Source organism: Parapedobacter luteus (genome assembly GCF_900168055.1).
Classification (GTDB): Bacteria; Bacteroidota; Bacteroidia; order Sphingobacteriales; family Sphingobacteriaceae; genus Parapedobacter; species Parapedobacter luteus.
Genome location: NZ_FUYS01000004.1, coordinates 141,672 through 153,888 on the forward strand (window position 1 = coordinate 141,672; position 12,217 = coordinate 153,888).

The 12,217-nt window shown below is 48.8% G+C and carries 11 protein-coding genes; 3 read left to right on the top strand and 8 right to left on the bottom strand.

Features of this window, described 5'->3' with window-relative positions:
* Window positions 1-3 precede the first annotated feature (3 nt).
* Entirely contained in the window at window positions 4-2,343 is a 2,340-nt protein-coding gene (locus B5X72_RS09625) for a TonB-dependent receptor (RefSeq protein WP_079716669.1), read from the bottom strand.
* A gap of 249 nt (window positions 2,344-2,592) precedes the next feature.
* Here B5X72_RS09625 and B5X72_RS09630 point away from each other — a divergent pair, with 249 nt between their 5' ends.
* On the top strand, window positions 2,593-3,330 hold the full coding sequence (locus B5X72_RS09630) for a 3-keto-alpha-glucoside-1,2-lyase-like domain-containing protein (RefSeq protein WP_079716670.1): 738 nt from the start codon (window positions 2,593-2,595) through the stop codon (window positions 3,328-3,330).
* Between the two features lie 86 nt (window positions 3,331-3,416).
* Here the strand turns inward: B5X72_RS09630 and B5X72_RS09635 are convergent, their stop codons facing one another.
* Together B5X72_RS09635 and B5X72_RS09640 are read right to left on the bottom strand one after the other, a co-directional pair.
* Window positions 3,417-5,210: a chloride channel protein gene (locus B5X72_RS09635; protein ID WP_079716671.1), complete on the bottom strand. Its 1,794-nt coding sequence runs from the start codon at window positions 5,208-5,210 to the stop codon at window positions 3,417-3,419.
* 10 nt (window positions 5,211-5,220) lie between these two features.
* The gene (locus B5X72_RS09640; RefSeq protein WP_079716672.1) at window positions 5,221-6,159 is read right to left on the bottom strand and encodes a hydrogen peroxide-inducible genes activator; all 939 of its coding nucleotides are present in this window, start codon (window positions 6,157-6,159) and stop codon (window positions 5,221-5,223) included.
* A gap of 422 nt (window positions 6,160-6,581) precedes the next feature.
* On the opposite strand from B5X72_RS09640, the gene B5X72_RS09645 reads away from it, so the two are divergent.
* Together B5X72_RS09645 and B5X72_RS09650 are read left to right on the top strand one after the other, a co-directional pair.
* The gene (locus B5X72_RS09645; RefSeq protein WP_079716673.1) at window positions 6,582-7,151 is read left to right on the top strand and encodes an HD domain-containing protein; all 570 of its coding nucleotides are present in this window, start codon (window positions 6,582-6,584) and stop codon (window positions 7,149-7,151) included.
* 21 nt (window positions 7,152-7,172) lie between these two features.
* Window positions 7,173-8,045 (top strand): YitT family protein, encoded by an 873-nt coding sequence (locus tag B5X72_RS09650; RefSeq protein WP_245826908.1) that lies wholly within the window; start codon window positions 7,173-7,175, stop codon window positions 8,043-8,045.
* A 17-nt stretch (window positions 8,046-8,062) separates the two neighbouring features.
* Here B5X72_RS09650 and B5X72_RS09655 read toward each other — a convergent pair whose 3' ends face one another.
* The 5 genes from B5X72_RS09655 to B5X72_RS09675 all read right to left on the bottom strand — a co-directional run bounded on the left by B5X72_RS09655 (window position 8,063) and on the right by B5X72_RS09675 (window position 12,217).
* Window positions 8,063-9,106, bottom strand: coding sequence for an adenylate/guanylate cyclase domain-containing protein (locus B5X72_RS09655; RefSeq protein ID WP_079716674.1), 1,044 nt, complete (start codon window positions 9,104-9,106; stop codon window positions 8,063-8,065).
* Entirely contained in the window at window positions 9,099-9,482 is a 384-nt protein-coding gene (locus tag B5X72_RS09660) for a response regulator (protein ID WP_079716675.1), read from the bottom strand. The genes B5X72_RS09655 and B5X72_RS09660 overlap by 8 nt, the downstream gene beginning before the upstream one ends.
* The gene (locus B5X72_RS09665; protein WP_245826909.1) at window positions 9,479-10,855 is read right to left on the bottom strand and encodes a sensor histidine kinase; all 1,377 of its coding nucleotides are present in this window, start codon (window positions 10,853-10,855) and stop codon (window positions 9,479-9,481) included. Before B5X72_RS09665 ends, B5X72_RS09660 begins: the two co-directional genes overlap by 4 nt.
* Before the next feature lie 70 nt (window positions 10,856-10,925).
* The gene (locus tag B5X72_RS09670) at window positions 10,926-11,855 is read right to left on the bottom strand and encodes a helix-turn-helix domain-containing protein (protein ID WP_079716676.1); all 930 of its coding nucleotides are present in this window, start codon (window positions 11,853-11,855) and stop codon (window positions 10,926-10,928) included.
* A gap of 8 nt (window positions 11,856-11,863) precedes the next feature.
* Window positions 11,864-12,217 (bottom strand): hypothetical protein, encoded by a 354-nt coding sequence (locus B5X72_RS09675; RefSeq protein ID WP_079716677.1) that lies wholly within the window; start codon window positions 12,215-12,217, stop codon window positions 11,864-11,866.

A 12,217-nucleotide genomic window follows, 5' to 3' on the forward strand; every position in this document is an offset into this window, starting at 1 on the left:
TGTTTAAAATTTAAAATTCCATGTGACCGATGGGATGATGCCAAACAAGGCTATCCGATACGCTTCTGTAATGTTCGGATTGTGCTCATTTTCCCGGAAGTCGATAATATACGCGTTTTTACGATTATAAGCGTTGTAAATACCGAAGGTCCAACTCGATTTGAAACGCTTACTCACGTTTGACTCCCATGTCGCACCCAAATCCAGCCGATGGTAATCGGGCATCCGGTATCCATTCCGTTCCGTGTAGTACCAAAGTGTACGGCCATCCACGCTGTATTTGCCGCTCGGAAAAGTCACCGCATTGCCCGTGCTGTATACAAATGTGGCTGAGATATTCCACGCAGGTGATAACTGGTACATGGCCACTGCGGATACATCATGCGTACGGTCTTGCCGCGCAGCAAACCAGTTGCCTTGATTAATATCATCAAAACGCCGCTCGCTCCGCGAAAGCGTATAGCTTAGCCAGCCATTGAGCTGGCCTTCCCGTTTTTTCAGCAACAATTCTGCACCGTATGCCCTGCCGATACCGTAAAGCAGTTCCGCCTCGATATGTTCATTGGCCTGCAAATCAGCCGTATTTCGGTAGTCTATCTGATTTTGCATTCGTTTATAATACGATTCTACCGAAAATTCATAGCGGTCATCCGAAAAATTTTGGTAATACCCAATTGCCGCTTGATCGGCCATCTGTGGCTTGATGTTGTTGCTGCTCATCACCCATGCATCCGTCGGCAGGCTGGACGTTGAATTCGTTAGCTGGTGTAGGTGCTGGACATTGCGGTTGTACGATAGCTTCACGCTGTTGTTGCGATGCAATTGATAGCTCATCGACAGCCTCGGTTCCAGATTGAAATAATATTGTACGACATCGCCGCGTTCATACCGCCGACCATCCAACACATCGCCATCAGCATCATATCCGTAAAACATACCTGGCCCCAATAGCAGGAAGTTATTGGCTCGTAGTCCATAGACAACGCTCAGCCGATCCGTGGGTTTCCATTCATGCGAAAGGTATCCTGCCAGCTCCATTCCCTTCCGGCTGTCAAGCCGGAGGCTGTTGACCGACGAATTTGCACCGGCATCGATATTCGCCGGGGAAATTTCCTGTCTGAGTAAATTGACGCCGAAACGCCACGTGCTCCTGTCGGACTGAAAAAACTGAAAGTCCTGCTTGACATTATAATTCAGGATACGGGAAGCTATTGCGAAATTGAGGTCATTGTTGTCAATATTGACATGGTAGTTGAAGTTGCTGTATATAAAAGACGTATTGGAAAACAAACGGCTATTCAACACATGGTTCCAGCGCAATGTAGCGGTAGCATTCCCCCACCCGAAGCCAAAGAGACTGGCGTATCCCATGACATCCCGGCCGAAATAACCCGAAATGAAAAGGGTGTTTCGATCGTTTATCCGGTAATTGGCCTTGGCATTTAAATCATAGAAATACAAGCGGCTATTGTTGATGCTTTCGTCATCCGCAAACTTCAGAAAGAGGTCGGCATAAGTCCTGCGCCCACTGAGCATAAACGATCCGCGGCCGCCGGCTATCGGCCCATCCATCTTCAATCTCGACGCGATGAGCCCTATCCCCCCTTCCATCCCAACGCGCCTTTTGTTGCCATCGAGCATGGAAATATCAAGCACCGACGCCAAACGCCCGCCGTACTGGGCAGGCATCCCGCCTTTATAGAGGTTTACATCTTTGACAGCGTCGGAATTAAACGTCGAGAAAAAACCAAAAAGGTGCGATGCATTATACACCATAGCTTCGTCCAGCAGGATCAAATTTTGGTCGCCCGCCCCGCCCCGCACGAAGAAGTTACTGCTGCCTTCACCTCCAGCCAGTACGCCGGGCAATAGTTGAATCGTTTTTAAAACATCTTTTTCGCCCATCAACACCGGCACGTGCTTAATCTCATTGACATCCACGCGAGCCACCCCCATTTGCGGGCTCCGCACCTGCTCATTGATTGCCGGCTGGCTTACCACCACTTCGTCCAGCAGTTCACCGCTTGACAAATCGATGTCTACACGCTTATCCTCGCTCAGGCTGACGGTCGTTTCATGCGACTCATACCCGACATGCGAGACAACGAGTACGTGAGGTCCTCCAACAAGGGTAAGCGAATAAAAGCCGTAATGATTTGTATGGGTGCCAATGGCCGGCTCCGCCTTTAGCCGTAAGCTCGTCCCTACCAGCGTTTCGCCTGTATGTGCATCACGGATGTAGCCGCTGATTGTATAGGTTGGTTGGCCCCATGTACTGGATGAGAGGCCAATCAAAACAACCGACAGAAAAAAATGGAGCTTACCAAGTAACTCAACAGACATGTCTTATACGAATCAAATTAAACTCCATTTCGGCTTACAATATTACCTATTTTTGCCTAATTAATTGCGAAATATCCTTGATTGCCAAACACAAACGCGAATGACCACAGCATTTTGTCAATGCGCCGGTAAGGGCGACGTTTTCCTTTTTATCAAAAATAATGTCTCAAAACGCCCGTTTTTGAAAATAAGTTCGTAGTATTGGCCCAAAACAAACTCATAAATCATAAACATCACAGAATCTCTAACATGGAAAATCTTAAAAAATCGCTATCGATTGGCTTAGCAGTCGCTGTGCTGGCTGCTTGTGGCTCCGGACAACAAACCAGTGAAGCACAAGACACCAGTGCAACAACAACCGCTGAAAATGACGGATGGGTATCACTGTTCGACGGCCAAACCACCGATGGTTGGCATACCTACCTGCGGGACACCGTATCAGCCGCCTGGGTAGTTCAAGACGGCGAATTGCGATTCAATCCTGAGGTGCCTCGTGAGCAACGCGGCGATATTGTGACGGATGGCGAGTATGAAAACTATGAGCTTGAGCTCGAATGGAAGATTTCTTCCGGCGGCAATAGCGGCATCATCTTCGGGGTACACGAAGATCCGAAGTTCAGCGCTACCTACCAAACCGGCATTGAAATGCAGATACTGGACAACATCGACGCCGCCGATAACAAAATCGAAAACCACCTTGCCGGATCACTGTATGACATGATTGGCAGCAAGGAGGTGTCGCAACCCAAACCGGTCGGCGAATGGAATAAAGCCCGTATCCGCAAAAACAACGGACAGATCACCCTGTGGCTTAATGACGTCCAAACTGCGGACGTGACCATCGGTACCCCCGAGTGGGAGCAGGTATTAAATGCAAGCAAGTTCAAAGATTGGGAAGGATTTGCAAAATATCCAAAAGGAAAAATTGCATTGCAAGACCACGGCGATGTCGTCGCCTTCCGTAATATCCGGATTAAAGAACTTTAGTTGGCAATGGGTGGTGCGTAACCAGCGGCCAGTCTTGGCTGACCGGCGGCCACGCACCACCCATCACTATACCGCATACCGCCACCCTATTCCAGGTATGCCCCCTGCCTCATCAGCAACGCACGGTATTTATTAAAGACGGCCGATTTGGAAACGAATCCCATATAATTCCCATGGCTGTCCACCACGGGGAGTATCCAGATATCCTCCCGATTCATCTTTTGCATCACCGCTTCCATGTTGGTATCCATGCGGATAATATCCACCGGCTTTTCAGCCAGCTCCTGCATTGTCTTGCCTTCCTTTTCAGGGCTTTCACCGAGCAATATCTCAAATAGTCGCTCACTGTATATGATACCGAGCAGTTTGCCATCGGCATCCACCACTGGAAAGATATTGCGCTTGGTGTGGATAATGTCATGCCGCCTGTCCGTTGGCCGTTCGTCTGGCCGTAGGATGGTAAAATTGCGTTCCAGCACATACCGAAGTTTCATCATGCTCAGCACTGTCCGATCCTTATCTTCGTGGGTGAGCAGGTCACCTTGTTCGGCCAGCACCTTGGTATAAATGGAGTATTTCTGTGTTGCCCGATTGATCAAATATGAAATCGCTGTGACCAACATCAGCGGCACCATCAAGGCATACCCGCCCGTGATTTCCGCGATGAGGAAAATAGCCGTCAACGGAGCGTGCATAATACCGCTTAGTGCCGCAGCCATGCCGGCCACCACAAAATTGGCCACATTCAGTTCAATCATGCCCGTAAGGTTTATACCGTAAGCAAAGGCAAATCCCAATAACCCGCCCATGACCAAACTCGGACCGAATACCCCGCCATTTCCTCCGCTACTGAGCGTGATAAGCGCTGCGAAGGACTTCGCAAATACGGTAACCACGGCATAGATGACTATCAGGATACCAACATGCCGGTAGTCCGCAAAAATGCTATTAGCCAGCAACGAGTCCATCCGTCCGTCAAGAATCTGCTGGATAGCCAGGTAGCCTTCGCCATAGAGCGCAGGGAAAAGAAAAATCAGGAGGCCAAGGCTTATCCCCCCTATCCACACCTTCTGGTAAGGGTTTTCAACTGTTGCAAATACTTTCTTGGCCCACGTACTTACCTTGGCAAAGTATATCGAAAAGCCGCCAACGATAACAGCTAACAGCAGGTAAAAAAACAACGCCTGAAATTCCCAATCGTCCGTCACCAGATGAAAAAGAGGCTCGCTATATAGCAGCTTTGACACCACTGATGCTGTCGCCGCAGCCATCAGCAAAGGAATAAATGCAGGAATAGAAAATTCGGGCAGTAAGATCTCTATGGCAAAAATCATCCCTGCTACGGGACTATTAAACGCACCTGCAATACCAGCCGCAGCTCCGCAAGCAAGCAACATCGTCACTTCCCGGTAATTGAGTCCAAAGAAACGACCCGCATTGGCGCCAATGGCCGAACCGCTGTAAGCAATCGGAGCTTCCAGTCCGGCAGAGCCACCGAAGCCGACCGTGAGCGCACTGGTAATGATCTGTGAATAGATGTTGTGCGGTTCAATACGGCTCGACTTGCGTGAAATGGCATAAATAATCGGTGTCATGCCATGCTCGAAGGTGCCTTTGCGAATAAAACGGCGCACATACAACACGCTCAGCAATATCCCGATCAGGGGAAAAAACAGGTATAGGTAATATTTGTATTGCCATTGCACGTCATTTTGTAAAAATGCGGCGATCGAGTGCGTCAGCCCTTTGAGGGCTGCAGCAGCCAGTCCGCCTATGATCCCTACGATGACAGCGAGAACAACCAGAAAATTCCGGTTAGAAATTTTCTGCATCCGCCATTGGTTGAGCCGATGAATGATTTGCTGGGGTTTTTGCCGCATGACTTACTGGTCAATCAATTTCCATGATATCCTTCTTCTTTTTGGTCCTGAACCGCTTGGGGACAGAAGCGATAATTTCCCGTTCAAGGGCGTCGATGGCCTGCCGCTTTAAAAAGTTATGCGTGGTCACCAAACTGATTTCGCGCACAGGTTCGGGCGACTTGAAATAACGTACCCGGCCGAGCTGGTCCTCATCAAAATCGTCGATGCTCAATTCCGGCAGGATGGTAGTCCCCGAGTTGCTATCGACCATCCGCTTGAGCGTTTCCACACTTCCCGTGTTATACGCCAATGTACCGTCCGGATCCATACTCCGCTTGCGTTGGCATATGTTCAATACCTGGCCACGCATACAGTGCCCCTCGGTAAGCAGCCATAGCTTATCTTCCAATACATCTTCCGGCGTCACTTCCTTCTTTTTGATTAATGCGCTTTTGGGCGATATATACGCTACAAACGGCTCGTAAAACAAGGGGCGTTCGACCAGTGCTGTATCATATACGGGGGTGGACAACACGCCACAGTCGAGCAAATTCACCTTTAGCTCGCGCACAATCTTTTCAGTCGTATACTCCCATATCTGTAATTGCAATTTGGGAAACTTCTGCATGAAATTACCCAGCACACGAGGCAGCAGGTACGGTGCAATGGTCGGAATTACCCCGATGCGAAGCTCGCCTTCCAATTCGCCCTTTTTCAATTGCACCAGTTCATTTATTTTACGGCTCTCGGTAAGGACGACCCGCGCCTGTTTGATAATTTCCACACCGACTTCGGTCGGTACAATCGGTTGCCTACTCCGATCGAAAATACGGGCACCGATCGATTCCTCCAGTTTCTGAATTTGCATGCTTAACGTCGGCTGGGTCACGAAACATTTTTCAGCGGCAGCCACGAAACTCCTGTAGGTATCTACAGCGATAATATATTCCAATTGAACAAGTGTCATCGTATCGAAAAAATTGATACAAAGATAAAAAAAGCCTTTAGAACCATGCCGCGTCCGCGGAAAAACAACGAATATGCCCTGTTTGGCAGATCGTAAGCCAAAGGATTACCATTAAATTTTATTTTAAACTTAACTACCTTTTACTTGCATTTTATCTTTCATCGTATTTTTATCGTAAAGTCATCGTATTTTCATCGTATTTTATACGATAAAAATACAATGGATATTAGTTTTACATGGTTAAATCCTAAATTGAAGTAAGTATTATAATCGTTTTTATTTAATTTCTTATTGGTAAATTGTTCCGACATTGTATTCCTTTTTTACGGCATCAACACAGCGCCAATAAAAAGCAGTACAGCAAGAGCGTCTATATCGGAAAGAAATAAAATTGATATATTAGCCGCCGATAAAAATCGGATATGCGACTCGATTTGGCTGAGCACTATATTCTAAATCGGTTGGAAAATGAGCTTCCGCCTGGTTTGACCTATCATAACGCCTTGCACACTGCCGATGTGTACGCAGCAGCGAGGCAGATAGCCGTGCTGGAAGGCATACCTGATTTACAGCTTCAATGGCTGCTCACGGCAGCGCTTTACCATGACGCAGGCTTTTTGGTTCAAACCAAAGCACATGAGCTGTCGTCCTGTGCTATCGCCCAGGAAACACTACCTGGCTTTGGCTACACCGACGCCGATATAACCGTGATTTCCAAACTCATCATGGCCACGGAGATCCCTCAACGGCCCCGGCAACATCTGGAAGAAATCATTTGTGATGCAGACCTGGACTATCTCGGCAGGGACGATTTTTTTGATCGAAGCCTGTTGCTCTACCAGGAAATGCACCATTTAGGCACTATTTCTTCGCGCGAGGAGTTCGAGAAAATCCAAATTGCGTTCCTGGACAAGCATCATTATTTTACGGAAACGTCCAAACGGCGCAGAAACGCCAAAAAAGAAGAAAATTACAAAAAACTATTAACATAACTATCTGATAACCGGCGAACCATGATAACTAACCAGTGGCGGGCCATTGCCCAGGACATCATTTATGTGATTTGTGGCGTGTTGTTTTGCGGATTTGCACTGAAGGGCTTCCTGATTCCCAACCATTTTTTTGATGGTGGTGTGACGGGCATTGCCTTACTTATCCATGAGATCTACAACTTCAACATCGCATACGTCATCGTGTTGGCCAATCTGCCGCTAATCGTCATGGGTGCCTTTCAGGTAAACGCCAAATTTGCCTGGAAAACCCTCGGCTGTGTGATATTGCTCGGCATTTGCCTGTTGTATGTCCCATATCCGCCCATCACGTCGGACAAACTGCTCGTCTCTATCTTCGGCGGCGTATTTATGGGATTGGGTGTAGGTCTTTCGATGCGGGGCGGGTGTGCGCTTGACGGCATCGAAGTGCTAGCGTTGTACACGCTCAAACGAAGCAGCTTCACCATCAGCGAAATCATCCTGGGTATCAATATTGTCATTTTCCTCATCGCGGCTATTCACCTTGGGCTCCCGACGGCTCTTTACTCCATCCTGACCTACTACACGGCTTCACGGACCATTAGCTTCGTCATTGAGGGGCTGGAGGAATACACGGCCGTAAACATTATCTCTTCCAAGAGCGTCGTCATCAAAGATCGGTTGGTCAATGAAATGGGGAAAGGCATCACGGTCTATAAGGGCGAGCGAGGATTCCTGCAAGGCAGCTTTGACGTAAGCCATCCGGTAGACATCGTTTTTACGGTGGTCACCCGGTTTGAGGTCAGGCGCCTCAAAAGCCTCGTACGCGACATCGACCCCCAGGCCTTTGTGTACACAAACACCATCAAAGAGGTGGCCGGTGGCGTGCTGAAAAAACGTGCCAGGGAGCATTAGTCCGCGCAGCCGGCATATCACTCGATTACTTCGTAAACGGCTACGGGCAACGCCTTGTTCTTTAAGCTCACCGCTCCCAGTTCTTTCAGGTTGAAGGACTGCTTTGCCTGCTGATATACGTGCTCCGGCACCAGAATCTGGTCGGCTTTGGCGACAGACTGGAGCCGCTGGGCTACATTTACCGTATCGCCGATGACGGTATAATCCAACCGCTTCAGCGAAGCTGAACCGATATTGCCGGATATCATCTCGCCCGAATTGATACCGATGGATACCTGGGGCTTAAACGCTTTATCGGTAAAACCGGCAACCGTCACCCCGGCAATGCTGTCTTTCACGGCCAACGCCGCATCAATGGCCCGGTCAATGTGATACTCGCCCCGGAAGATGGCCATCACCGCATCGCCCATGAACTTATCGATATGGCCATTGTGGTTGATGATTTCTTTGACAATGACGTCAAAAAGGGTATTGAGCATCTTCACTACACCGTCAGCACCCACATGTTCGGTAATGGCGGTGAATCCGCAGATATCGATAAAAACGACCGTGCCTTCAATGGTCTCGTTCGCCATCAGGCTCTTTTCGAATTCCTGATGGGTCATGAAGTTGAGTACATGCTCGTCGACGTACATCTTCAGAATGTTATTCTCCTTGACGGCTTGCAGGGTTTCCCGGAGTTGCCGTACATGATGCAGGGTCTTCTCGATGGTCGTGTCCAGATCGTCAAAATTGACCGGCTTAAACACGAAGTCAAATGCGCCGCGATTCATCGCCGTGCGGATGTTGTCCATATCGCCGTAAGCGGAAACCATGACGGCTTTGATGACCGGGCTGGCTTCGGGCAACTTGGTCAGCAACGTCAGCCCGTCCATGCCGGGCATGTTGATGTCGGTAAGGATAACGTCGATGTCGTCTCGCGCTTGCAGCAGCGCCAACGCCTCGTTACCATCCCTTGCAAAAACAAACGTGTAGATTTTTTCCCGTATCTTCTTCCGAAATTTCTGCCGGATGAGTATCTCGAGATCAGCCTCATCGTCGACAACCAAAATATTAGCCATGCGCCTCCAACCCTTTAAGTTTATCTTTCAATACATTAAAATCCAGCGGCTTGGTCAGGAAGTCATCGGCGCCAAGCTGCATGGACTGCGAGCGGTTTGCCTCATCGCCGTATGCCGTGACCATCATGACGAACGGCGGTGCCGCCCGGTGTGCCGTCCGGATGTGACGGAGCAGCTCAAGCCCGCTCATACCCGGCATATTGATATCGGAGAGAATGAGTACGACCTCGGAATCTCCCGATGTCATGTACTGCAAGGCTTCTTCGGCGGAAAGCGCAAAATCGAATGCCAACTCACCGCTCCTGATCTCCCTGCGGAATCGTTGCCTGAATAACGGCTGGATGTCTACCTCGTCGTCTACTACTAATATCTTCATGATGCCGGTATGGTGATGGTGAATGTTGCATATTTGCCCTCGGCGGTATCTACCTGCATTTCGCCGCCATGCATCTTGTGGATGATATCATAGCTCATCGAGAGCCCCAAACCGGTACCCTGGCCCGTAGGCTTGGTGGTAAAAAACGGTTGATATATTTTGTCCAAGATGTTCTTTGGGATGCCCAGCCCATTGTCATGTACGGTGATCGCGATGGCCTCTCGTCCGTCCGCCCGTCGAACGTTGGAGGTGGCTACCCGCACTAAGGGCGTATAATCCGCAGGAGCTCCCTTTTTTTTCTCACTCACTGAATAAAAAGCATTGTTAAACAGGTTGAGCAATACCCTCCCCAAATCCTGCGGTATGACCGCCGCGGAAAGCAAATCGTCAGCAAAGTCCATCTCCATGGTGGCATTGAACGATTTATCCTTGGCACGCAACCCGTGATAGCTGAGGCGTAAGTATTCGTCGGCCAACAAGTTGATATTTATCACCTCCTTTTTACCGGCACTGGCGCGGGAGTGCTGCAGCATGCTTTTGACGATACCATCCGCCCGCTTGCCATGGAGGCTGATTTTTTCCAAATTTTGCGTCAGATCGCCGATAATCTCTTCAGCTTCCTCCAACTGTCCGGCGGGCAACTGGCTAAGCGGGCCGGCTTTTAACTCATCAAGCAGCTCAACGCTGACCTCCGAGAAGTTGTTGACAAAATTCAGCGGATTCTGGATCTCGTGGGCGATTCCAGCCGTCAGCTCACCCAGGGAAGCCATTTTTTCCGACTGGATAAGCTGATCCTGCGTACGCCGCAATTCATCCAAGGTCTGCTCCAGCTCTTCCTTTTGCTTGACCAACTCCGCCGTACGCTGCGCCACTTCCGCTTCCAGATTGACCTTCATCTCGGCCATGACGCGAAGCCGAGCCTCCTCAGCCTCCCGCCGCAAGCGCTCCTTTTCCAGTGCCCGGCGCTGGTTGCGATTAACAAACCACATGGCACCAAACCAGAGGATGCCAAACAACTCGGCGTTGTCAAAAAAGTCATCGTTTTCCCGATAAAAGTCGCGGTTAACTGCCTGTACGACATCACTGAGCAAGGACAAGACCATGTAAGGCAGCATGGAGACCATGAAACTGCGCCCCACCCGCAATTCCGGCCGTACGTATACCAACCACAGCAGAGCAAATACACCAAGTCGTATCCCGTGTTGGATAATCGCCGAATCGGTAAGAATATCCAACAGCAACAACCCAATGGCAATGCCCCGGCCAGCCATGACGTATCGGTGAACATCATAGGGCGCCTCCTTTGGATCGATTCTTTTCCCAAGGAAATTGATCAGAAGCAATGCAAATAGCGGTTCGAGTAACATGCTCATGCTGCCGTTGGTTTGGGCCAAACTTAGCTAAATTTGTTTTCACCTGCAACACCATGACGGGGCTGCCAGATCAGTGCGATCCGGGAACAGCCCGATTAAACGACTGCCGGAATTGCAACGGCGAAACGGTGGTCTTCGTCTTGAAAAGTTTACTGAACGATTGCGGATGCTCAAAGCCCAATCCGTAAGCGATTTCACTGACGGACAAGTCTGTCGTCGACAGTCTTTCCTTCGCCTTTTCGATTAGCCTATCGTGAATATGTTGCTGGGTGTTTTGTCCCGTGAGCACCTTGAGCAAACTACGCAAATAATTAGGCGAAATATTCAGCTGCTCAGAGACATATTGAACCGTAGGTAGCCCTTTGGTTATTAAGTCGTCGTCGTTGAAATAGTCCGAAAGCAATTTTTCAAACCGGTCAAGAATTTGATGATTGGCTATTTTTCGGGTGATGAATTGACGTTGATAAAAGCGTTCGGCATAATTCAGCAGGGTTTCTAAATGCGAAACAATAATATCCTGGCTGAACTTATCCATGTTTGTATGATACTCGTTCTTGATATTCGCTACTATGCCGTTGATGATCGCTTCTTCTTTATCGGAAAGGAACAATGCTTCATTGGTGGAGTAGCCAAAGTACGCATACTGTCTGATTTTTTTAGCAAGCGGCGTATTCCATAAAAAATCGGGGTGTATGAACAGCATCCAACCTTCAAGACCCGCAGGTACGCCGTTTTCTTCACCACGGAGAATTTGCCCAGGCGCCATAAAAGCCATCAATCCCTCATCGAAATCGTAGCGCTGCTGCCCGTAATGAAGTTTATCGCACCCCCTTTTCAATGATATGACATAAAGATCAAATAGCACGGCATTTATTGCTGAATCATTTTTAATCCCCGATACGTCAACGATACCGAGGAGCGGGTGATGAGGCTTCGGAAGCCTCATTAACCGATGGATTTCCGTTATGGATTTTATCCGGTAGGGCTTTACATTTGCCATAACACAAACTAATTTTTGAATGGATATTTGAGCCAAATCATGAGTAACGGCATCGCCAAAAACGGAATTTCTATCAACGCCGTTTTGTAATTCCCTGCTTTCAGCGATAAGGCCATAATAAGGAGAATCGACATGGCATTCAGTACATTCGCCAAGAAAAATGTTTTTGGAATCAGCAGCAAAGCCCCAATCGCAAAGGTCAGGATGCCAAAGAAGGGAATGACGGGTTCATTGATGCCCAGTTCATTCATCATCTTTAACGATTCGGGATTGTTTTTGTAGTTAAATATGCCCCACCCGTGCCTGAAATTCAGCGACACGGACACAATCAATAAGATTAACGAAATGATGTTCTTTACCAT

What these genes read in the sequence shown, in the direction of transcription:
- B5X72_RS09625 (WP_079716669.1), bottom strand. Translation starts at nt 2,343, where the DNA reads ATGTCTGTTGAGTTACTTGGTAAGCTCCATTTTTTTCTGTCGGTTGTT.
- B5X72_RS09630 (WP_079716670.1), top strand. Translation starts at nt 2,593, where the DNA reads ATGGAAAATCTTAAAAAATCGCTATCGATTGGCTTAGCAGTCGCTGTG.
- B5X72_RS09635 (WP_079716671.1), bottom strand. Translation starts at nt 5,210, where the DNA reads ATGCGGCAAAAACCCCAGCAAATCATTCATCGGCTCAACCAATGGCGG.
- B5X72_RS09640 (WP_079716672.1), bottom strand. Translation starts at nt 6,159, where the DNA reads ATGACACTTGTTCAATTGGAATATATTATCGCTGTAGATACCTACAGG.
- B5X72_RS09645 (WP_079716673.1), top strand. Translation starts at nt 6,582, where the DNA reads ATGCGACTCGATTTGGCTGAGCACTATATTCTAAATCGGTTGGAAAAT.
- B5X72_RS09650 (WP_245826908.1), top strand. Translation starts at nt 7,173, where the DNA reads ATGATAACTAACCAGTGGCGGGCCATTGCCCAGGACATCATTTATGTG.
- B5X72_RS09655 (WP_079716674.1), bottom strand. Translation starts at nt 9,106, where the DNA reads ATGGCTAATATTTTGGTTGTCGACGATGAGGCTGATCTCGAGATACTC.
- B5X72_RS09660 (WP_079716675.1), bottom strand. Translation starts at nt 9,482, where the DNA reads ATGAAGATATTAGTAGTAGACGACGAGGTAGACATCCAGCCGTTATTC.
- B5X72_RS09665 (WP_245826909.1), bottom strand. Translation starts at nt 10,855, where the DNA reads ATGAGCATGTTACTCGAACCGCTATTTGCATTGCTTCTGATCAATTTC.
- B5X72_RS09670 (WP_079716676.1), bottom strand. Translation starts at nt 11,855, where the DNA reads ATGGCAAATGTAAAGCCCTACCGGATAAAATCCATAACGGAAATCCAT.
- B5X72_RS09675 (WP_079716677.1), bottom strand. Translation starts at nt 12,217, where the DNA reads ATGGTAAAGAACATCATTTCGTTAATCTTATTGATTGTGTCCGTGTCG.